The organism is Bradyrhizobium sp. 35, assembly GCF_023073215.1.
GTDB lineage: Bacteria > Pseudomonadota > Alphaproteobacteria > Rhizobiales > Xanthobacteraceae > Bradyrhizobium > Bradyrhizobium canariense_D.
The window spans coordinates 329,777-347,702 of record NZ_JADPJC010000050.1 but is presented as its reverse complement, the minus strand read 5'-3'; the positions used below and the strand labels follow the sequence as shown (position 1 = coordinate 347,702).

Genomic DNA, 17,926 nt, shown 5'->3' with positions numbered 1-17,926 from the left:
TTCACCTCGGCTGACATGCGAGCGACAAATATGACGATCCCATTGCCTGTCTTCCGCCTCTTCCTCATCCTCGCCGCCCTGCTGCTGGCCGGCGCGCCGTTGCGTGCGCAGAACATCGTCTTGATGGTCAACGGCGATCCCATCACCGACTTCGACATCGAGCAGCGCTCCAAGCTCGACCAGCTGACGACGCAGAAGACACCGGCCCGCCAGGACGTCATCAACGAGCTGATCGACGACCGGGTGAAGATGAAGGAAGGCAAGAAATATGGTGTCGACCCCGGCGTCTCCGACATCAACCAGTCCTACGAGGGCATGGCGCAGCGCATGCGCATCTCGCCGGACCAGCTCACCAAGTCGCTCGAGGTCAAGGGCGTCCGCCCCGAAACCCTGAAGAGCCGCATGAAGGCCGAGATGGTCTGGACCAGCCTCGTGCGCGGCCGCTTCAAGGAGAAGCTGCTGGTCGGCGAGAAGGACGTCGCGCAGGCCGTGCAGGCCCAGACCGGCGACAAGCTGCAGATCGAGGGCACCGAATACAAGATGCAGCCGATCGTGCTGATCGTGCCACGGGGCTCGTCGCCGGCGTTCCTGGAGACACGGCATAAGGAAGCCGAGCAGTATCGCTCGCGCGTCGGAAGCTGCGAAGAAGCCAATTCGCTGTTCCGCTCCACGCCGAACGCCACCATCCGCGACGTCGTCACCAAGACCACCGCTGAATTACCCGAGGCGCTGCGTAAGGTGCTCGACGACACGCCGATCGGCCACCTGACCGCGCCCGAGACGACCAAGGCAGGCATCGAGATGGTGGTGCTGTGCTCGCGCAAGCCGACCATGATCGACACGCCGAAGAAGCGCGAGGTCCGCGAGAAGATGTATCAGGAGAAGTACGAGAAGACCCAGAAGACCTATCTCGAGGAGCTCCGCAAGGCGGCGATGATCGAGTATCGCAACCGCTGATGGCCAAGCAGCCTGCCAAGCCCCTCGCCCTGACGCTGGGAGAGCCTGCCGGCATCGGCCCCGACATCACCATCGCAGCCTGGCTCAAGCGCCGCGAACTGGACCTGCCCGCCTTCTATCTGCTCGGCGACGAGGCGCTGATCGCCCGCCGCGCCAAGGCGCTCGGCGCTGCCGTCAGGATCGCTTCGGTGACCACCGGCGAGGCCGAGGCCGCCTTCCCCGAGGCCCTGCCCGTGGTTGCGTCCGGCGAGCCCGCGAGCGCCGCGCCCGGCAAGCCCGACGCATCGAGCGCGCCGGCCGCGCTCGCCTCGATCCGCCAGGCGGTCACGGATGTCCGCGAGGGCCGCGCCGGCGCCGTTGTCACCAATCCGATTGCCAAGAGCGTGCTCTATCGTGCCGGCTTCCGCCATCCCGGCCATACCGAATTCCTCGCAGAGCTCGCCGCGGAAGACGGCCCCACGCCGCAGCCGGTGATGATGCTGTGGTCGCCGCGGCTCGCCGTAGTGCCCGTGACCATCCACGTCTCCTTGCGCGATGCACTGGCCCAGCTCACCAGCGAGCTGATCGTCTCGACCGTGCGCATCGTCGCGACCGAACTCAAATCCCGCTTCGGCATCGCGAATCCGCGCATCGCGATTTCCGGCCTCAATCCGCACGCGGGCGAGGACGGCTCGCTCGGCCACGAGGAGCAGACCGTGATCGCGCCGGCGATCAAGACGTTGCGGGGCGACGGTATCGAGGCGAAGGGACCGCTCCCCGCCGACACCATGTTCCACGAAGCCGCGCGAAACAGCTATGACTGCGCCGTCTGCATGTACCACGACCAGGCGCTGATCCCGATCAAGACTGTGGCCTTCGATGACGCGGTCAACGTCACGCTCGGACTGCCCTTCATCCGCACCTCGCCCGACCACGGCACCGCCTTCGACATCGCCGGCACCGGCAAGGCCAATCCGGCAAGCCTGATCGCCGCGTTGAGGCTTGCGAGCCGGATGGCGGCTGCGAAAACCCGATGAGCACGATCGATGACCTCCCGCCGCTTCGCGAGGTCATTCGCCAGCACGCCTTGTCGGCGCGCAAATCGCTCGGCCAGAACTTCCTCCTCGACCTCAATCTCACCGCGCGCATCGCGCGTGCGGCGGCTCCACTCGAGGATTCCACCATCATCGAGATCGGCCCCGGCCCGGGCGGGCTGACGCGCGCCCTGCTCGCGCTCGGCGCCAGACGCGTCATCGCCATCGAGCATGACGAGCGCGCGATCCCTGCCTTGCAGGATATTGCTGCGCGCTATCCCGGCCGTCTCGAGATCGTCCATGGCGACGCCATGACCTTCGACCCGCGCCCGCTGCTATCAGGCGAAAGAGCAAAAATCGTCGCCAACCTGCCCTACAACATCGCGACCCACCTCCTCGTCGGCTGGCTCACCACCGAACCCTGGCCGCCCTGGTACGAAATGATGGTCCTGATGTTCCAGCGCGAGGTCGGCGAGCGCATCGTGGCGCGCGAGGACGAAGAGGCCTTCGGCCGACTCGGCGTGCTCGCCAATTGGCGCTGCGAGACCAAGATCCTGTTCGACATCGCGCCGTCCGCCTTCGTGCCGCCGCCGAAGGTTACGTCTTCCGTTGTGCGACTGATCCCGCGCGAAACGCCTCTCGCCTGCGATCGCAAGCTGCTCGAACAGGTCGCGGCCGCCGCCTTCGGCCAGCGCCGCAAGATGCTGCGGCAAAGCCTGAAGGCGCTCGGCGCCGATCCCGCGCGGCTCGCCGCAGCTGCCGGCGTCGATGCGACGCGGCGCGCGGAGACCGTTCCGATTTCCGGCTTTGTTGCCATGGCCCGTGAATTGGCCAATATACGCAGCGAAACAGAGAGATAATTTCGGAGGAAGAAATATGGCGTTGATGCGTCGGCAGTCCCTCGTCAAGTTCGATGCGCCGCTGTGCGAGACCATCGTCGAGACGCCGAAGCCGCAAGGTCGAGAGGTGCTGGTGCGGATCGAGCGTTGCGGCCTCTGCCACTCCGATCTGCACATCCAGGACGGCTACGCCGATCTCGGCGGCGGCAAGAAGCTCGACACCACGCGCGGCATGACGCTGCCCTTCACGCTCGGCCACGAGATCGCGGGCGTGGTCGAGGAAGTCGGCCCCGAGGTATTCGCCGGTCTCGTCGGCAGCAAGAAGGCGGTGTTTCCGTGGATCGGTTGCGGCCAGTGTCGCGACTGCGCCAATGGCGACGAGAATCTCTGCGCCAGACAGCGCTTTCTCGGCGTCTCCATCGACGGCGGCTTCGCTACCCACGTGCTGGTGCCCGACGCGAAATATCTGCTCGACTACGATCCCCTGCCCGTCAACCAGGCCGCGACGCTGATGTGCTCCGGCGTCACCGCCTACGGCGCGCTCAAGCGCCTGGTCGACCGGCCGCGCCAGCGCAACCTCCTGCTGATCGGCCTCGGCGGTGTCGGCATGATGGGCCTTTCCTTCGCGGCGGCCATGTTCAAGCAGCCGATCACGGTCGCCGACCTCAGCGGTGCCGCGCGCGAAACCGCGCTGAAGAACGGCGCGGCGGTGGCCTACGATCCGGCCGAGCCCGACGTGGTCAAGCGCATCCTCAAGGAAACCGATGGCGGCTTCGACGAGATCGTCGACTTCGCGGGCAACGAGAAGTCCATGGCTTTCGCGGTCGCCGTCGCCGCGCGCGGCGGCAAGATCGTGGTCTCCGGCCTGATGGGGGGGCAGTTCACGTTGCCGATGGTGCAATGGGTCTACAAGCGCATGACCATCGAGGGCTTCATGGTCGGCACACTCACCGAGGCTCACGAGCTGATGGCGCTCGCCCGCGCCGGCAAGATCAAGCCGACGCCGATGCGCGAGGAGCCGATGGCCGACGTCCAAACATGGATCGACGAGCTTCGCGCCGGCAAGGTCGTCGGCCGCATCGTGCTCAAGAACTAGAAACTGACGCAGACCCGTGTTCCAAATTGGGGAACCCGCTCTCTGCAGAATACGGTCCTCGCCAGCTCTCTTTTTGGATTTCTGGCAACCATGCAGACGATCCGCCGCTTCCTCGCCGACGAGTCCGGCGCCACAGCGATCGAGTACGGCCTGATCGCCGCCGGCATTGCGCTTGCGATCATCGCCGTCGTCAACAATCTCGGCGCGACGCTGAACAAGAAGTTCACCTCGATCGGCAGCTCGCTGAAGTAGCGGGCACGCGCGCCAATTCAAAGCATTCGTCTGTCCCGCGGAACGGCAACGGCCGCGCCGCGTTGGCAGCCATGTCCATTCGCTGCACCGTCGAGAACGCATTCTTCATCGCCTGGAGTTTCCTGGAGCAGAGCGGAGAGCTCGGCTCCCCGGACGAGACGGCGAACGTCCTGCTCGACGCCATTGAGGCCCAGCTCAGGACCGGCGAGCGCCGGCAACTGATGCTCGCCAACAGGGCGATCGATGCCTATCGCGCCCACGCGGAAAAAGGCCGGCCCGCGCACGATTGCGAAGCACGCTTCGGGTGACGAACTTCGGGTGATGAACATCCCGGCCGCCCTCGGGCCCGCCGGCCCGGCGGCGTTGAGGTATAGGCCGGCGGTCCGTCGGGCAGAGCGCACGGGCTGCGGCGCTCCGCGACGAGCGCGCTACGCTGGAGCCGCGCCCCTGCTGTGTGCACTCCTGCACAGAGCTCGCAATGTTGAAGGCCGCTGGGTTCGGCTGCGCCATTGCCTCGTCCCATGCCTCGCCAAAACTTTCTGGAATTCCGCAAGCCGGAGGCCATTTTTCAACGGCTGAAAAACGCCTTGTGTGCACTTTGGAACCGTCGGCTCCGTCACGGAAACGTAGGGTTCTGGCCGGTGCCGATTCCCGGCCAGAGCAAGACATGTGACCGGTCGGCCCCAGAACGATCTTCTCCAGCAGCTCAGCCGCCCGGATTTCGAACTGCTCGCGCCGCACCTCCAGCCGGTCGAACTCGAGGCGGGCCACATCCTTTATCATGCCGGCGACGAGGTGGCGGCGGTCCATTTTCCCTGCCGCTCCACGCTCGTGTCGTTCGCCGTGCCGGTCGAGGACGATCGCGAGGTCGAAAGCCTGCTGGTCGGGCGCGAGGGCGCGGTGAGCATTGCCGCCGGCCGCAGCGCCTCGCTGGCCTATTCGCGCATCGTCGTGAAGCTGGGCGGCACCCTGCTGCGGCTGCCGCCGCGCGTGCTCGAGCAGGCCCAGCAGAGGTCGGCCACGCTTCTGCAAATCTTCTCTCGCTACGCCGACTGCCAGTTCGCGCAGCTGCTCCAGACCGCGGCCTGCAATGCCGCGCATTCGATCGAGCAGCGCGCCGCCAAGTGGATCATCTCCGCGCAGGAGCACGTCGGCGGCCCCGAGATCCCCCTCACCCATGAGCAGCTGGCCGGCATGCTCGGCGTGTCCCGCAGCTATGCCAGCCGCGTCATCCAGATGTTCAAGGCCAGGCGGATCCTCGCGACACGCCGCGGCGCCATCCTGATCCTAGATGCGCCGGCGCTCGAAGCCAGAGCCTGCTCCTGCAACGACTGGGTGAAGAAGCACTTTGACGAGGTGATGGGACGCACGGCCGCGGACGGTTAGCTTTAGGTCTCACGCATGCGGCGGCGATTGGCGCTTCAAGTGCAGATAGGTCGGACTGAAGCCTCCGAGCCGCTGCAATTCGCGCCATTTCATGACGATGAGCTCGCCGTCGTGCATGTCCATGGTCCCGCTCCGCCTGAGGTCGGCGAGCGTCCGGTTCACCGTCGCGATCGCCATACCCAAGGTCTCGCCGAGCTGCGCCAGGCTGAGCGGCAGGCGGCAGCGATTGCCGCGGACGAGCTCCGCTGCGCGGGCGCGGTAGAACAGCTCGCAGAACAGGTGTGCCATGCGCGCGTGCATCGGCCGGGCGCTGTTGTTGGTGATGGCCTCGCGAAAGATCGCGGCATCGAGCAGGGTCTCGCGCCAAACCGACAGCGCGAAGGTCGGCCGTCGCCGGAAGGCAATGAACAATTCGCGATGCGGGATGAAGGCCACCGAGGCAGGCCCGAGGGCGCAGAGGCCATGGTCCATCTGGTCGATGAACAAGCCCTGGGAGTCCGGCAGGTCGCCGGACAGATGGAACGCGAGGTATTGCCGCCGGCCGCTGTCGAGCAAATGGTAGCGCGCGATCATGCCGGAGACGACCAGCGCCGAATGCTCGGGTTCGTCGCCCTGACGGATGAAATCCTCGTTCGGCGCGAACTCGCGCTGCAAAAAGGTCAGCCCGCGAATTTCGGCGACATCCTCCTGGGCGAGCGCGGTGTGCTCGCCCAAGTTCCGGATCAGCACGTCATGCGCTTTTTCCATAGGTCCCGCCAAAAATCCTGCCGGTTCGATCAAATGATACATCTGGCCCGTATCCAGCGGACTAGAACGCGGGTCGGAAGCACAGGTTGCTACCGGTCTGCGACATTACTTGGTCGCAGCCCACCGTCCCTCGATCGCTGACTGCGCCCGCCATTCGCATGAGCTCTACGACGATCCTGAAGCGCATTCGCCACCTGTTCGCATCGGAGTCGGGCGAGCACCTGGACAGTATCAGCGCTGCCTTCCAGCGAGGCACGCTGAAGGAGCCGGCGCGGCCGATGTCGGATCAGGAGCTTGCGCGCGCCATCCGCGAGTTCCAGGCGGTTCCCGTGTCCGATTGGACCATCGCGAAACTCTCACGATGCCTGCTCGAGCCCGCGATGCCGGGTGACGACTGAAACACCTCCTCCTCTCCATGCCGCACCCCAAGTTCATCGCACATCTCCAGGCGATTGAAGGCCTCTCCGACGACGAACGCCGCCAGATCGCGGCTCTGCCGTCCACGCTGCGCCAGGTCTCCGACGGCGAGACCCTGCTGCGCCAGGGTGAAGATACCTCTCGCTGCGTTTTCGTCGTCAGCGGCTTCCTCTATCAGGCGCGCATCGTCGGCGATCGCAGCCAGATCCTCGCCTTCCACGTTCCCGGCGACATGCCGTGCCTCCACACGCTGCTGGTCTCGCCGATGGATGCGGACCTCGTCGGTCTTGGCCCTTCCCTCGTCGGCTACGTCGCACACAGCCAACTCAAGCAGCTGCTCGACGGCTCCATTCACCTGACCCGCGCGTTCTGGCGCGAGACGCTGATCGATGCGGCGATTTCGCGACAATGGATCGCGCGCCTCGGCGCACAGGCGGCACTGCCGAAGGTGGCCCATCTGATCTGCGAGCTCGCCGCAAGGCTGGAGGTCGTGGGCCTCGTCAAGAACGGCCGCTTCCAGATGCCGATGACGCAGCGGCACGTCGCCGATGCCTGCGGACTGTCGATCGTCCACGTCAATCGCACCATCCAGGAGCTGAGAGGGCGCCGATTGATTGCCTGGGAGGGAAGCGAGATCGAGCTGTTGCAACCCGACGAGCTCCGCGCGCTCGCGGATTTCACGCCGGATTATCTGACCTGACAAAGACGGGCGGCGTTCCAACGAACGACATTCGAACCGGCACAGCAAAAGCGATCCCCCGCCTCACGATCGCGATGGCTTTATCCGCCATGATTTGAGCAACGGGCCGCCGGCACCCAGCACGGGATCGGTCTTCGGCTTGCGGACCTTGGCGACGCGTTTGCTGGCCTCAGGACGCTCTCGCGTGTCGGTGCACTCGTCATACGTCCCCTCCTGCGGATACGCTCCGACGACCAGGAAGTCCCGGCCGGACTCGATCAGTCGGTGTCCGGTGCCTGCGGGAAGGACCAGAACATCTCCGGCCTTCACGCTCAGGATTCGCCCCTTGATCCCGCCGCACTCGATCCTGGCCGTGCCGCGTGCCACGCCCATCACTTCGTGGATCTGCGAATGATAGTGGACAAAGTCATAAACCGTATCGCGCCAAGAGCGGCCCCAGCCGTGACGATCGAACAGCGTGTCGATGATGACCTCTGGAGCAAAACGCCGGGTCTTCAGGTTCACCGCACCGCGATAGAGCAAGACGGGAAAATGCGGGTTATTCGGCACGATGCCATCGTCGTCGAAACGGATGGCTGTCGGCTTCCGAGCCCGCACGAGCGCCCGCAGCGTTGCCGCGTCGGGGTGATCCTCAACGAACTTCTTGGCGAGATTTTTGATCTGGTCCTTGATCGGCATGGCGTCTCCTCAGCCGCAATTAAACGACGGCCGGAAGGATAAGTTTCCCGAGGTGATCCGGTTGGACCGCGCCATCTCCTCGGCGTCATTTCCGGCGAAGACAAGCATTCCAGAAATCGTTCCCCGGCAGCACTCCGGAATGTTCGCTGCGCTCGCAGCCACCGCCTTGCCCCGGTAGCCGACATTGGCCGCGCAGGAGCGGAACGACGCGATGTGAAGCAGAAGAACAATCAGTTTCAGTTTCGCCGATTGGGCGAGGCGTTTCGCTTACCTGCGAGCGGCTTTGCGACCTCCCGGGCGCACTCGACGAGCAGCCGCTGAGCAGGGTTCGGCGTTCTGCCCTTCATCGCAATGATCCCGATCGGCCACATCTGAATAGGCATTTCCACCGGTAAAACCTTCATCGACAGCCGCTTCGCGCTGAAGTGCAACATCGATGCCGGAAGGAAACTCAGGAATCGTTCCGACGAGAGCAACGCCGACTGCATAAGGATCGAATACACGGTTACGCTGGCACGTGGCACCTCCAGCCCGGAGGCGTGAAATGCGTTGGCAATCCAGCCGCCCGGAAAGCTTTCGCGCGGCGGCAGGCACCAACGCTCGTTGACCAGCTCGTCGAGGCGGATCTTGCGCCGCCGCACCCACGGACTGTGCAAGCCTGCGACAACGACACCGCTTTCGTGCAACAGCACTTCGACATCGGTATCGGCAGCCGGTGTCGGGCTCGGCAGGCGCCCTATCATGAGGTCGATGTCGTGATTGCGCAGATGACGATCCTGAAGCTCCGGCGGTTCGCCCTCGATGATGTGAAGCGCGAGCCTCGGATATTGCCGGGATAGCCGGTCAATGATGGCGGGCAGTAGTCCGGCCATCACGGGCTCGGTGCTGCCAATGCGCAATTCACCCACCGCGGGATCAGCGAGCGATTGCAGCTCGTCGACGCCGCTCCGCAAATCGTTGCACAAAGCAATGCTGCGCTTGAGCAAGGCCTTGCCATAAAGCGTGGGCTCAACGCCGAGCCGGCTGCGCTCCAGAAGCGGAAGGCCGATCGTTTGCTCCAGGCTTGCGATCATCTTGGATATGACAGGCTGAGAAATGGCTAGGTGCTCGGCCGCCTTCGCCATGCTCCCGTATTCCACGACGGCGATAAACACGTTCAGTTGCCGCAGCTTGATCCGACGGCTGATTTGGGATGCATCGAGCATGCGACCCTTTCCGAAATGGAATAGAACTATCGAGAAATAGAACTTTTCTTATATAGATCCGCGGGACAAGCTGCAATTCGCGTTACCCTCCACCGCCAAGGTTTGGAGCAGCCATGTCGAACATTCACGTACCCCGTCGCACCTTCCTGTTCGGAAGCCTCGCGGGATTGTTGCTGCCCGGCCAGGTCGCCGCGCAACCTTATCCGTCCAATCTCATACGTGTTGTAGTCCCTGCCGGCGCGGGGACACCGCCCGACATCATCAGCCGCATGATCGCCGACGAGCTCGCCGCCAATGAAGGCTGGCGACTTGTGGTGGAAGATCGCCCCGGTGCGCTGCAGACCATTGCCATGAACGACGTGAGCGGTCGTCCGGCGGACGGCTATACACTGCTGACCATGAGCCTTCCGATGACGGTCACCCCGGCCCTGCTTCCGAAGGCGGAGACACGGGCGGATGTGGATTTCGATCCGGTGATCAAGATATCGAAATCCTACACCGTGCTCGTTACAACGCCTTCCTTGCCGGTCGACTCGTTAGCCGGTCTGGTGGCGTTGCTCAAGAGCAAGCCAGGGAAGCTCAACTTCTCTTCCGCGGGCTTCGGCACCCCCTCGCACCTGATCGGCGAAATGTTTGCATTGCAGGCGGGCGTGCGCGCCACCCACGTGCCCTACCAGCAGTTTTCCCAAGCAATCACCGATCTGATCAGCGGCAACGTCCAATACATGTTTGTCACCACGCTTCCGGTTATTGACCTCATTGCGACCGGCAAGTTGCGAGCGCTTGCCGTCACCGCCCCCACCAGGATTGCTGCCCTGGGAGACATTCCCACTGTGATCGAGGCAGGCTTTCCCGATCTGGTGACAGCCGATTGGATCGGCTTTGCAGCGAAGCGTGGAACGGCTGCGGAAGTAACGTCGCAGCTCAACAAGGCAATTAACAAGGTACTTCTCGAGCCGAAGATCCGCGCTTCGCTCGACAAGATAGGAGCCGTAGCCGTGGGTGGCACCGCCGCAGAATTTGGTGAGGGAATCCGGAGTGACATCGCCCACTGGGGCAAGGTCGTCAAGGATGCGGATATCAAGCTGCCTTGATGAGCCAGACCCCATCCAAAGCCCAGACGAGTGGCCGCGATGCAGCAGCATTGGCGATCACGCCGCCGCAGATCGTCGGCCCGTTCTACCCGGTCTCGGAGCACCCCGATCTGGCAACCGATCTGGCGCGTCCAAGCGGCAGCACCGCTGAGGCGCTGGGCCAGCTCATCCATCTCAGCGGACGCGTGCTCACGCGTTCGGGAGCGCCGGTGCCGCATGCACGCATTGACATCTGGCAAGCCAACGCGGCGGGGAAATATCGTCATCCGAGTGATATCAATCCGGCGCCGCTCGATCCCAATTTCAAAGGCTTCGCGCGTCTCACAACGGATGCGGCCGGGCACTACAGCTTTCGTACCGTCAAACCGGGCCGCTATCCGACAGCAGAGGGCGACGTCAGGCCGCCGCACATTCATCTCACCGTTGAGGGGCGGTTCGATTGCCTGGTGACCCAGTTGTATTTCGCTGGCGAAGAAGAAAACGTGACCGACCGCTGGCTCAATGCGGCCCCGCATCCGGAAAGGTTAATCGTTACTCTGCAAAATTCGCCATCACGCCTTGAGAGGCATGCGTTGGTCGCGCATTTCGACATTGTTCTTGCCAGCGGATGACAAGCGTTTCAGGTGGCTCCAAGCCCGATTTGGGTCGTTCGCCACCGGCGCTGACGCGTCGGGCAAAACACCCCCGTCAAGGCCTCCGCGCAAAAATATTTCGCTTTTCCGAATTTCGGATTTGTGGCATACGCCCGTCATCCTGGCCCTGCCAAAGGGGCGTTCGCGACCGTCACGACATGCGGGCCGGGTGGCGGTGGACGCGGCAGCGACGGCGCGGGCGGCGTGACGACAGGGCGGGCAACCGTGAGTCCTCGCGCGACGCGTACGACACGGCGCTAGAGAGCGGGCTTGTCGGTCATCGGGGGTGAGCACACGCAAGCCCTCGATGATTTCGGCCGGACCGTCCGCGGACGGAGAAGTCGTGTGGTCCTGACGCCCGGGGTCTGTGCGTCAAGCCTCGCGGTGATGTGGCGGCCCGACCGGGCGCGCGCATCAGCGATCGGCCAGGCGACGGGGGCAATAGTGCATCGCTCCCCGGGGAGAGCACGAAGGACACCGTTAAAACCATCCGCGCAGGGAAGGCCGGGCGATCGGCTACCCTATCGGTCCACCCCGTGTGCATTCCTGTAGCGCACGGACCAACGGGTGCCGCCGGCGCCCGGCCTTCCCTGCGCCCTTTGGCCTCCAGTTGGGCGATGAACGGCAGCAAGGTTCGGGCAGAATCTGCCGCGGGAACGCGCAAGCGTGCGCCCTCCCCGGCGCGACCGGCCAACGCTGTACACACGGTCGCACCGCTTTTCGCCCGCGCCTCGAGCTGGTAGAATGGCGATATTGTTTGGGGAATTTTGATGCGCGCGAGGATTTTCAATCGCGTCCCGGGGCTGGCGATGCTGGTCGCAGCCCTGCTCGTCGTCGCAACGCACCCGGCATCGGCCGAGAAGCGCATCGCGCTCGTGGTCGGCAACTCCGCCTACAAGAACATCACGCCGCTCGACAATCCATCCAAGGACGCGAGCCTGATGGCGGACACGCTTGGCCTGCTCGGCTTTACGCTGGTCGGAGGCCGCGCCCAACTCGATCTTGACAAGGGCGCGATGGATCTGGCGGTGCAGAGCTTTGGCCGGCAGGTGCAGGGCGCCGACGTCGCGCTGTTCTATTATGCCGGCCACGGCGTGCAGGTCTCGGGCGCCAACTATCTCGTGCCGGTCGGCGCCAATCCGACCCGCGAGGCCGACGTCGACTTCCAGATGACCGATGTCAACCTCGTGCTGCGCCAGATGCAGGGATCGGGCACGCGCCTCAACCTCGTGATCCTGGACGCCTGCCGCAACAACCCCTTCGGCTCACGCGGCCTGCGCGCCTCCGATGGCGGCCTCGCGCAGATGCGCGCGCCCGAGGGCACGCTGATCTCCTACGCAACCCAACCCGGCAACGTCGCCCAGGACGGCAGCGACGGCCACAGCCCCTACACCAAGGCCTTGGCCGCGACGGTCCGGACCGCGGGCCTCGACGTGTTCCAGACCTTCAACCAGGTCGGCCTCGCGGTGAAGCGCGCCACGTCCGGCGCGCAGCAGCCCTGGGTGTCGTCCTCGCCGATCGACGGCACCTTCTATTTCGTCGCCCCCACGCAAACCGCGCCGCCGCAGGTCGCAGCGATGCAGCCCGATCCGCTGCCGGCGGATCGGCTGCGCGCCGATCCAGACCGCGTCCCGTTGCGCGATGCCGCCCTGCTGAGCGAACTCAGCGAGCGGCTCTACGAGCTCAATTTCGATCCTGACAGCCCTGACGGATTGACCCGCGCGATCACGAAGCTCCAGCAACGGATTTCCATGGCGCCGACGGGCGAAGCCACCGAGGGCCTGCTGCTGCGGATGCGCAAGATGGAGGACCTGAAGCCATGGGGCTCGATCGTCTACGGCCCCGACGGCAGCAAATGGGGCATCTCCTGGAGCCACGCCTCGCGGCGCGCGGCGGTGGCGGATGCGCGCGGCAATTGCGCCGGCGCCAAATGTCCGATCGAGCTGTCTTTCTATGGCAACCGCTGCGGCGCGTTCGCGATCTCCGACAAATCCTGGTCGCTGGTCCAGCGCGACAGCGTGCAGCGCGCGAAAGATGCCGCGCTTGACGAATGCGGCAAGGCTGGCAAAGCTTGCCGCATCATCGGTTCCGTCTGTGCCGACGGCTCCGGCCGCTGATACGATTTTTCATTCTGGATTTTTACTCATGCGCGCCATCATCCCTGCGATTGCCCTGACCGTCTTCCTGTCCGCCGTCGGCGCTCCACCGTCCGCCGTTGCGCAGTCCGGCAGCGCCGGCGGCTCGATCGGCAATGACGAGAAGTCGCTGTCCGGCTCGCGGTCGGATCGTTCCGCCGAGCCGGCCCCCTCGGCGCGTCGCAGCAAGCCCGCCGAGGAGCCGCGCAGCTCCTCGCGACGCGGTGGTGGAGGCGGTGGCGGGAGTTTCGACGGCGCCTGGATGGTCGTCAGCGTCGGCTGCGGCGGCACCACGTCCGGCGCGGTCGTGGTCTCCTCGGGCAAGGTCATAGGCCAAGGCGTCACGGGTACCGTCAGCGCGAGCGGCGCGGTCAGCACGTTCGGTCAAGGCGATGGCGTGACCTTTACCGGCTCGGGCCGCCTCGCTGCCCGCAGCGGCTCCGGTTCCTTCCGCCGCTCGGACGGCTGCGGCGGAACCTGGACTTCGACCAAGCAATAGCAGCGAACAAGTCCGGTTTCGCGGGGGGAACGAACGCCGCGCAAGCCCGATTCAGGCCACATCCTCTCCGGATTTGCGGCTCATTGCCACCCAAGTCTTTGACGACAAAGGGAAGGTAACGAGTTGCGTCATGCGTAATCGGGAGACCAGGATGGGCAACCGCACCGCAAAATTCTTATCTGCCCTCGTAGGCAGCATCATTGCCGGCGCGCCACTTGCCGCCGTGTCGCAGAATGCATTGACGCCACCGAGCACGGCAAATGCCGCGAGCGACTGCCTTGGCTCGCCAAAGGGCGCCGCGCCGCAGGGCCAGCATTGGCATTATCGCCTCGAGCGCGCGACCAAGCGGCAGTGCTGGTATCTGCGAGCCGAAGGCGGCAAGGCCACCCAAACCGCACAGACTGCGCCCGATACGCCTGCAGCGGATTCAGCCGTGCCGCAGCAGCACTCGGTCGAGGACGCGCGCGCCGAATATCTGACGCCGCAGAGCATCGCCGCCGTGAAGACGCCTGCACAGGCGGGACCGGCGCGGACGCAGCAAGCTGCGAACCCCTCCGCTGACGCCAACGCACAGCAGCCCGCCGTCGCCGGGCGCTGGCCCGACGCCTCCACGGCGTCCGCCGCGCGCACAGAGCAGCCGTCGCCTGCACCTGTCGCGGCCGCCGCGCAGCCGACCGCGAAGCCGGCGAAGTCCCCGGCTCCGATGGCTCTGGCGGCGACAGACAGCACCGCCGACAAGCAGACCGGCTCGCTCCAGATGCTGCTGCTCGTGATCGGCGGCGCGCTGGCGCTTGCCGGCATCCTCGCCAGCGTCATCTACCGCTTCGCCGGTGGACGCATGCGCGTCCAGGCCGCCGACCAGCGCCGCGTCAACTGGGACAATTTTGAGCCGCACGATCACGACGATGGCCGTGCACCCTGGCTCAACGCTGCGCCCGCCGGCGCGCCGCACGCTCGGCAGCCCCGCCCGGTGGATTTCGATGCCCTGCGTCCGCAGTCAACCCAGCTCAAGACCGCGCAGCTCGCCGCGATCGATCGCGAGATCGATGTGATCGACGAGCTCGCCCCGCAAGCGCAAGACCAGGTCCACGTCGAGGCCGCAGAGCTCGACGAGGCCGATATCTTCAACGGAGAATTCCAGATCGAGGCCGCACCGCAGCTCGCGGCCAACGACGTGAATGACGAAGAGCCGGCCGGCCATGACGACGCGGGAGTCGAGAACGCCATCGACATCGACGTGATCACGACGATGCTGGAACGGTTGGCGAAGGACGGGCCGCGGCTGACGCAGCCTACTAGCCTTGAAGTTGACCTTGCAGACCTCGCACGAAGCCCACGAGGCCGATCCGCCGCTCGCGCTTGAGGCGTTCGGCCTTCAGAATCGATTGCACCTCGGCGAAGGCTTCGTCGACTTCGTGGTTGATCACGATGTAATCGTACTCGGCCCAGTGGCTCATCTCGTGGCTGGCGCGGCTCATGCGCTTGCGGATCACCTCGTCGGAATCCTGCGCGCGCGAATGCAGCCGCTTCTCGAGATCGGCCGCCGACGGCGGCAGGATGAAGACGCGAACCACGTCGGCGCTGGCTTTCTGGTGCAGTTGCTGTGTGCCCTGCCAGTCGATATCGAAAAGCACATCCTGCCCGGCCGACAGTGCCGCCTCCACCGGCGCTCGTGGCGTCCCGTAGAGATTGTCAAACACAGTGGCCCATTCGAGCAATTCGCCTTGCTCCACCATCGTCTCGAACCTGCGCTTGTCGACGAAGAAATAGTCGCGTCCCTCGACCTCTCCCGGCCGCATCGGACGCGTGGTCGCCGACACTGACATCCTCAAACCGGGCTCCCGGTCGAGCAGCAGACGGGACAGCGTCGTCTTGCCCGCGCCCGATGGCGAGGACAGCACGAACATCAATCCGCGCCGCTCGACTCCGTCAGTAACGTGACCGCCCATCGTCATCGATCACTCCAGATTCTGGACCTGCTCGCGGAACTGCTCGACCACGTTCTTCATCGCGAGCCCGGTATTGGTAAGCTCGATGTCGTTCGACTTCGAGCAGCAGGTGTTGACCTCGCGGTGAAACTCCTGCGCCAGGAAGTCGAGCTTGCGCCCGATCGGGCCGCCCTTGCCGATCAGCTCGCGGGCCTGCGCGACGTGCGAGGCGATCCGATCGAGCTCCTCGCGGATATCGGCCCTGGTCGCGATCAGGATCGCTTCCTGCATCAGGCGGTCGGAATCGAAACGATCGGACGTATCGAGCAGCGTGGCGATCTGCTCGGCGAGCCTCGCCTTGATCGCCTCCGGCTTGCGGCCCGGCGCGGCCTCGGCCTTCTTGGCCAGAGCCTCGACCTCGTCCACCCGCTGGGTCAGGATCTGACCGAGCGAAGTCCCCTCGCGCTTGCGCATCGCGACGAGTTCGTCGAGCGCCCTGTCGAAAGCTTCGGCCGCGGCAGCGCGCGCCGCCTTGTCCTCCTCCTCGTCGCCCTCGGGCTCGGCGACCTCGACGACACCCTTGATGGCGAGCAGGCCGTCGACGCTCGGCGCCACCGCGTCGACCTTGCCGGCGATCAGCGCGGCCGCCTTCAGCACCGCATTGAGCACGTCCTCGTTGACGCGGACTGAGGCCGCGGCATTGGCGCGCTTGACGGTGAGATTGGCGTAGACGGTGCCGCGCGACAACAGCTCGCCGGCGCGCTTCTTGGCATGGGCCTCGAGCTCGTCAAACCCCTGCGGCAACCGCACCCTGAGGTCGAAGCCCTTGGCGTTGACCGACTTCAATTCCCATTCGAACGTGTACGGCCCGCTAGCGCCGTGGCTTCGGGCAAAGCCGGTCATGGACGACAGCGCCATCAGATCAAATTCTCCAGAAACACGGGATTCGCGGGCCCATCGGCCGCGCGAATCTTAAGACTATTTTGCCGGAAAGTGGAATCCGCAAAGACCCGTAGGCAGGTCTGCGCGGGATTAGCGCTGGATGACCGGCGGCGACGGCTGCACCGCGCCCTGCCGGGCCGGCGCGGGATTGGCAGGGCGAGCAGCCGGCGGCTTCTTCTGCTGGTTCGGCTTGGGCGTCGTCGCCGTCGGCGTGTCGGCGGCGCCGGGCGCGGCGCCGGCCGGCGGCTGCGCGTCCTCGGCCGGCTCGACCGTGTCGTTCTGGATCTGCTTTTCCATGGCGCGCAGCTTGGCGACGTTCTTCTGGTGCGCGTCGTAGGTCTCGGTAAAGGAATGCCCGCCGGTACCATCCGCGACGAAATAGAGGTCGCGGGTACGGGCCGGGTTGGCGGCAGCCTCGAGCGAGGCGCGGCCGGGGTTGGAGATCGGGCCCGGCGGCAGGCCCTCGATGACATAGGTGTTGTAGGGCGAAGGCTGCGTGATCTCGCTGCGCTTGATCGGACGGCCGAGCGTGCCCTTGCCGCCGACGAGGCCATAGATGATCGTGGGATCGGACTGCAGCTTGATCCTCTGCTTCAGGCGATTGACGAACACCGCGGCGACACGGCTGCGCTCGTCAGGCTTGCCGGTCTCTTTCTCGACGATCGAGGCCAGCGTCACCAGTTGCTCCGGACTCTTGACCGGAATGTCCTGATTGCGGCGCTCCCAGATCTCGGTCAGCACGCGCTTGTGCGCCTGCTGCATGCGCTGGATCACCTGATCGCGCGGGGTGCCGCGCGGGAACTTGTAGGTCTCGGGCAGCAGCGTGCCTTCGCGCGGCAGCTCACGCACGCTGCCGGTGAAGATGTCGTTGTCGGACAGGCGCGCCACGATCTGCTCGGAGGTGAGGCCCTCCGGAATCGTCACGGCATGCTGCACCACCTTGCCCTCGACGATTGTGGCAATGACGTCGCGCAAGGACGCGTTCTTCTGGAACGAGTATTCACCGGGCTTGAGGTCCGAGCTCGCCTTCAACGCAGCGACGCTGGCAATGAACGCCCACGGATTGACGTCGGTCACGCCTTCCCGGTTCAGCGTCTCGGCGATGTCGCGCTTGCCGGCGCGCTGCGGGATGTTGACGATCTTGTCTTCCTTCAGCGGTCCCGGCGCCTCGAGCACCTGCCGGCCGTAATAGTACACGCCGCCCGCACCGATCATTGCAATCAGCAGCAGGGTGATGATGGCGTTGCCGACGATCACGAACGGATTGCGCGCGCGGTCCGATCGCTTCGGCGGCGGCGGGACCTGCTCGGGCTCGAGCGCTGCCCGCGGGCTCCGGGGCGAAATGGGCGGCCTTTCACTCATCGAAGCAACCTGAATCCTGCCGGTTCAAATGCGACCCGACAATC

Annotated in this window: 20 protein-coding genes; 14 read left to right on the top strand and 6 right to left on the bottom strand. The window is 65.2% G+C overall.

What is annotated here, in order from left to right:
• Positions 1 to 30: 30 nt before the first annotated feature.
• From IVB36_RS09915 to IVB36_RS09885, 7 genes are all read left to right on the top strand, one after another.
• Positions 31 to 957, top strand: a complete 927-nt coding sequence (locus IVB36_RS09915; RefSeq protein ID WP_026233734.1) for a SurA N- domain family protein — start codon at positions 31 to 33, stop codon at positions 955 to 957.
• Positions 957 to 1,973 (top strand): 4-hydroxythreonine-4-phosphate dehydrogenase PdxA, encoded by a 1,017-nt coding sequence (gene pdxA, locus IVB36_RS09910; RefSeq protein WP_085352922.1) that lies wholly within the window; start codon positions 957 to 959, stop codon positions 1,971 to 1,973. The genes IVB36_RS09915 and pdxA overlap by 1 nt, the downstream gene beginning before the upstream one ends.
• Positions 1,970 to 2,830, top strand: coding sequence for a 16S rRNA (adenine(1518)-N(6)/adenine(1519)-N(6))-dimethyltransferase RsmA (rsmA, locus tag IVB36_RS09905; RefSeq protein ID WP_018459098.1), 861 nt, complete (start codon positions 1,970 to 1,972; stop codon positions 2,828 to 2,830). Before pdxA ends, rsmA begins: the two co-directional genes overlap by 4 nt.
• 16 nt (positions 2,831 to 2,846) lie before the next feature.
• Entirely contained in the window at positions 2,847 to 3,905 is a 1,059-nt protein-coding gene (locus IVB36_RS09900; RefSeq protein ID WP_247391399.1) for an alcohol dehydrogenase, read from the top strand.
• 90 nt (positions 3,906 to 3,995) lie between these two features.
• Positions 3,996 to 4,157: a Flp family type IVb pilin gene (locus IVB36_RS09895; protein ID WP_018459100.1), complete on the top strand. Its 162-nt coding sequence runs from the start codon at positions 3,996 to 3,998 to the stop codon at positions 4,155 to 4,157.
• A gap of 71 nt (positions 4,158 to 4,228) precedes the next feature.
• On the top strand, positions 4,229 to 4,465 hold the full coding sequence (locus IVB36_RS09890; protein WP_018459101.1) for a hypothetical protein: 237 nt from the start codon (positions 4,229 to 4,231) through the stop codon (positions 4,463 to 4,465).
• A 361-nt stretch (positions 4,466 to 4,826) separates the two neighbouring features.
• Positions 4,827 to 5,543 carry a Crp/Fnr family transcriptional regulator gene (locus tag IVB36_RS09885; RefSeq protein ID WP_247391398.1) on the top strand — a complete coding sequence of 239 codons (717 nt, stop codon included), beginning with the start codon at positions 4,827 to 4,829 and terminating at the stop codon, positions 5,541 to 5,543.
• 9 nt (positions 5,544 to 5,552) lie between these two features.
• On the opposite strand, the gene IVB36_RS09880 is transcribed toward IVB36_RS09885, so the two are convergent.
• Positions 5,553 to 6,290, bottom strand: coding sequence for a Crp/Fnr family transcriptional regulator (locus tag IVB36_RS09880; RefSeq protein ID WP_247391397.1), 738 nt, complete (start codon positions 6,288 to 6,290; stop codon positions 5,553 to 5,555).
• 158 nt (positions 6,291 to 6,448) lie between these two features.
• Between IVB36_RS09880 and IVB36_RS09875 the strand changes: the two genes are divergently transcribed.
• Both IVB36_RS09875 and IVB36_RS09870 read left to right on the top strand, forming a co-directional pair.
• Entirely contained in the window at positions 6,449 to 6,688 is a 240-nt protein-coding gene (locus IVB36_RS09875) for a hypothetical protein (RefSeq protein WP_018459104.1), read from the top strand.
• Positions 6,689 to 6,705: 17 nt separating this feature from the next.
• Positions 6,706 to 7,407: a Crp/Fnr family transcriptional regulator gene (locus IVB36_RS09870; protein ID WP_018459105.1), complete on the top strand. Its 702-nt coding sequence runs from the start codon at positions 6,706 to 6,708 to the stop codon at positions 7,405 to 7,407.
• Between the two features lie 63 nt (positions 7,408 to 7,470).
• On the opposite strand, the gene IVB36_RS09865 is transcribed toward IVB36_RS09870, so the two are convergent.
• Both IVB36_RS09865 and IVB36_RS09860 read right to left on the bottom strand, forming a co-directional pair.
• Positions 7,471 to 8,085 (bottom strand): cupin, encoded by a 615-nt coding sequence (locus IVB36_RS09865; protein WP_247391396.1) that lies wholly within the window; start codon positions 8,083 to 8,085, stop codon positions 7,471 to 7,473.
• 236 nt (positions 8,086 to 8,321) lie between these two features.
• Positions 8,322 to 9,290 (bottom strand): LysR family transcriptional regulator, encoded by a 969-nt coding sequence (locus IVB36_RS09860; protein ID WP_247338057.1) that lies wholly within the window; start codon positions 9,288 to 9,290, stop codon positions 8,322 to 8,324.
• Positions 9,291 to 9,403: 113 nt separating this feature from the next.
• Here IVB36_RS09860 and IVB36_RS09855 point away from each other — a divergent pair, with 113 nt between their 5' ends.
• From IVB36_RS09855 to IVB36_RS09835, 5 genes are all read left to right on the top strand, one after another.
• Positions 9,404 to 10,384, top strand: a complete 981-nt coding sequence (locus IVB36_RS09855; protein WP_247391395.1) for a tripartite tricarboxylate transporter substrate-binding protein — start codon at positions 9,404 to 9,406, stop codon at positions 10,382 to 10,384.
• Entirely contained in the window at positions 10,384 to 10,995 is a 612-nt protein-coding gene (locus IVB36_RS09850) for a protocatechuate 3,4-dioxygenase (RefSeq protein ID WP_247338059.1), read from the top strand. The genes IVB36_RS09855 and IVB36_RS09850 overlap by 1 nt, the downstream gene beginning before the upstream one ends.
• Before the next feature lie 791 nt (positions 10,996 to 11,786).
• A complete protein-coding gene (locus IVB36_RS09845) occupies positions 11,787 to 13,133 on the top strand; it encodes a caspase family protein (RefSeq protein ID WP_247338060.1) in 1,347 nt (448 codons plus the stop codon).
• A 28-nt stretch (positions 13,134 to 13,161) separates the two neighbouring features.
• Positions 13,162 to 13,650 (top strand): hypothetical protein, encoded by a 489-nt coding sequence (locus IVB36_RS09840; protein ID WP_204510992.1) that lies wholly within the window; start codon positions 13,162 to 13,164, stop codon positions 13,648 to 13,650.
• A gap of 151 nt (positions 13,651 to 13,801) precedes the next feature.
• Positions 13,802 to 15,013, top strand: coding sequence for a hypothetical protein (locus tag IVB36_RS09835; protein WP_247391394.1), 1,212 nt, complete (start codon positions 13,802 to 13,804; stop codon positions 15,011 to 15,013).
• Here IVB36_RS09835 and gmk read toward each other — a convergent pair.
• From gmk to mltG, 3 genes are all read right to left on the bottom strand, one after another.
• The gene (gene gmk, locus IVB36_RS09830; RefSeq protein ID WP_247391392.1) at positions 14,946 to 15,605 is read right to left on the bottom strand and encodes a guanylate kinase; all 660 of its coding nucleotides are present in this window, start codon (positions 15,603 to 15,605) and stop codon (positions 14,946 to 14,948) included. The genes IVB36_RS09835 and gmk overlap by 68 nt on opposite strands.
• Positions 15,606 to 15,608: 3 nt before the next feature.
• Entirely contained in the window at positions 15,609 to 16,496 is an 888-nt protein-coding gene (locus IVB36_RS09825; RefSeq protein WP_247391390.1) for a YicC/YloC family endoribonuclease, read from the bottom strand.
• Between the two features lie 114 nt (positions 16,497 to 16,610).
• The gene (gene mltG, locus IVB36_RS09820) at positions 16,611 to 17,882 is read right to left on the bottom strand and encodes an endolytic transglycosylase MltG (protein ID WP_247391388.1); all 1,272 of its coding nucleotides are present in this window, start codon (positions 17,880 to 17,882) and stop codon (positions 16,611 to 16,613) included.
• Positions 17,883 to 17,926: the final 44 nt, after the last annotated feature.

Coding starts and splice junctions, on each gene's coding strand:
- IVB36_RS09890 (WP_018459101.1), top strand. CDS start 4,229: ATGTCCATTCGCTGCACCGTCGAGAACGCATTCTTCATCGCCTGGAGT.
- IVB36_RS09855 (WP_247391395.1), top strand. CDS start 9,404: ATGTCGAACATTCACGTACCCCGTCGCACCTTCCTGTTCGGAAGCCTC.
- IVB36_RS09875 (WP_018459104.1), top strand. CDS start 6,449: ATGAGCTCTACGACGATCCTGAAGCGCATTCGCCACCTGTTCGCATCG.
- IVB36_RS09860 (WP_247338057.1), bottom strand. CDS start 9,290: ATGCTCGATGCATCCCAAATCAGCCGTCGGATCAAGCTGCGGCAACTG.
- IVB36_RS09900 (WP_247391399.1), top strand. CDS start 2,847: ATGGCGTTGATGCGTCGGCAGTCCCTCGTCAAGTTCGATGCGCCGCTG.
- IVB36_RS09870 (WP_018459105.1), top strand. CDS start 6,706: ATGCCGCACCCCAAGTTCATCGCACATCTCCAGGCGATTGAAGGCCTC.
- IVB36_RS09880 (WP_247391397.1), bottom strand. CDS start 6,290: ATGGAAAAAGCGCATGACGTGCTGATCCGGAACTTGGGCGAGCACACC.
- gmk (WP_247391392.1), bottom strand. CDS start 15,605: ATGACGATGGGCGGTCACGTTACTGACGGAGTCGAGCGGCGCGGATTG.
- mltG (WP_247391388.1), bottom strand. CDS start 17,882: ATGAGTGAAAGGCCGCCCATTTCGCCCCGGAGCCCGCGGGCAGCGCTC.
- IVB36_RS09915 (WP_026233734.1), top strand. CDS start 31: ATGACGATCCCATTGCCTGTCTTCCGCCTCTTCCTCATCCTCGCCGCC.
- IVB36_RS09895 (WP_018459100.1), top strand. CDS start 3,996: ATGCAGACGATCCGCCGCTTCCTCGCCGACGAGTCCGGCGCCACAGCG.
- IVB36_RS09865 (WP_247391396.1), bottom strand. CDS start 8,085: ATGCCGATCAAGGACCAGATCAAAAATCTCGCCAAGAAGTTCGTTGAG.
- IVB36_RS09840 (WP_204510992.1), top strand. CDS start 13,162: ATGCGCGCCATCATCCCTGCGATTGCCCTGACCGTCTTCCTGTCCGCC.
- IVB36_RS09835 (WP_247391394.1), top strand. CDS start 13,802: ATGGGCAACCGCACCGCAAAATTCTTATCTGCCCTCGTAGGCAGCATC.
- IVB36_RS09825 (WP_247391390.1), bottom strand. CDS start 16,496: ATGGCGCTGTCGTCCATGACCGGCTTTGCCCGAAGCCACGGCGCTAGC.
- pdxA (WP_085352922.1), top strand. CDS start 957: ATGGCCAAGCAGCCTGCCAAGCCCCTCGCCCTGACGCTGGGAGAGCCT.
- IVB36_RS09850 (WP_247338059.1), top strand. CDS start 10,384: ATGAGCCAGACCCCATCCAAAGCCCAGACGAGTGGCCGCGATGCAGCA.
- rsmA (WP_018459098.1), top strand. CDS start 1,970: ATGAGCACGATCGATGACCTCCCGCCGCTTCGCGAGGTCATTCGCCAG.
- IVB36_RS09845 (WP_247338060.1), top strand. CDS start 11,787: ATGCGCGCGAGGATTTTCAATCGCGTCCCGGGGCTGGCGATGCTGGTC.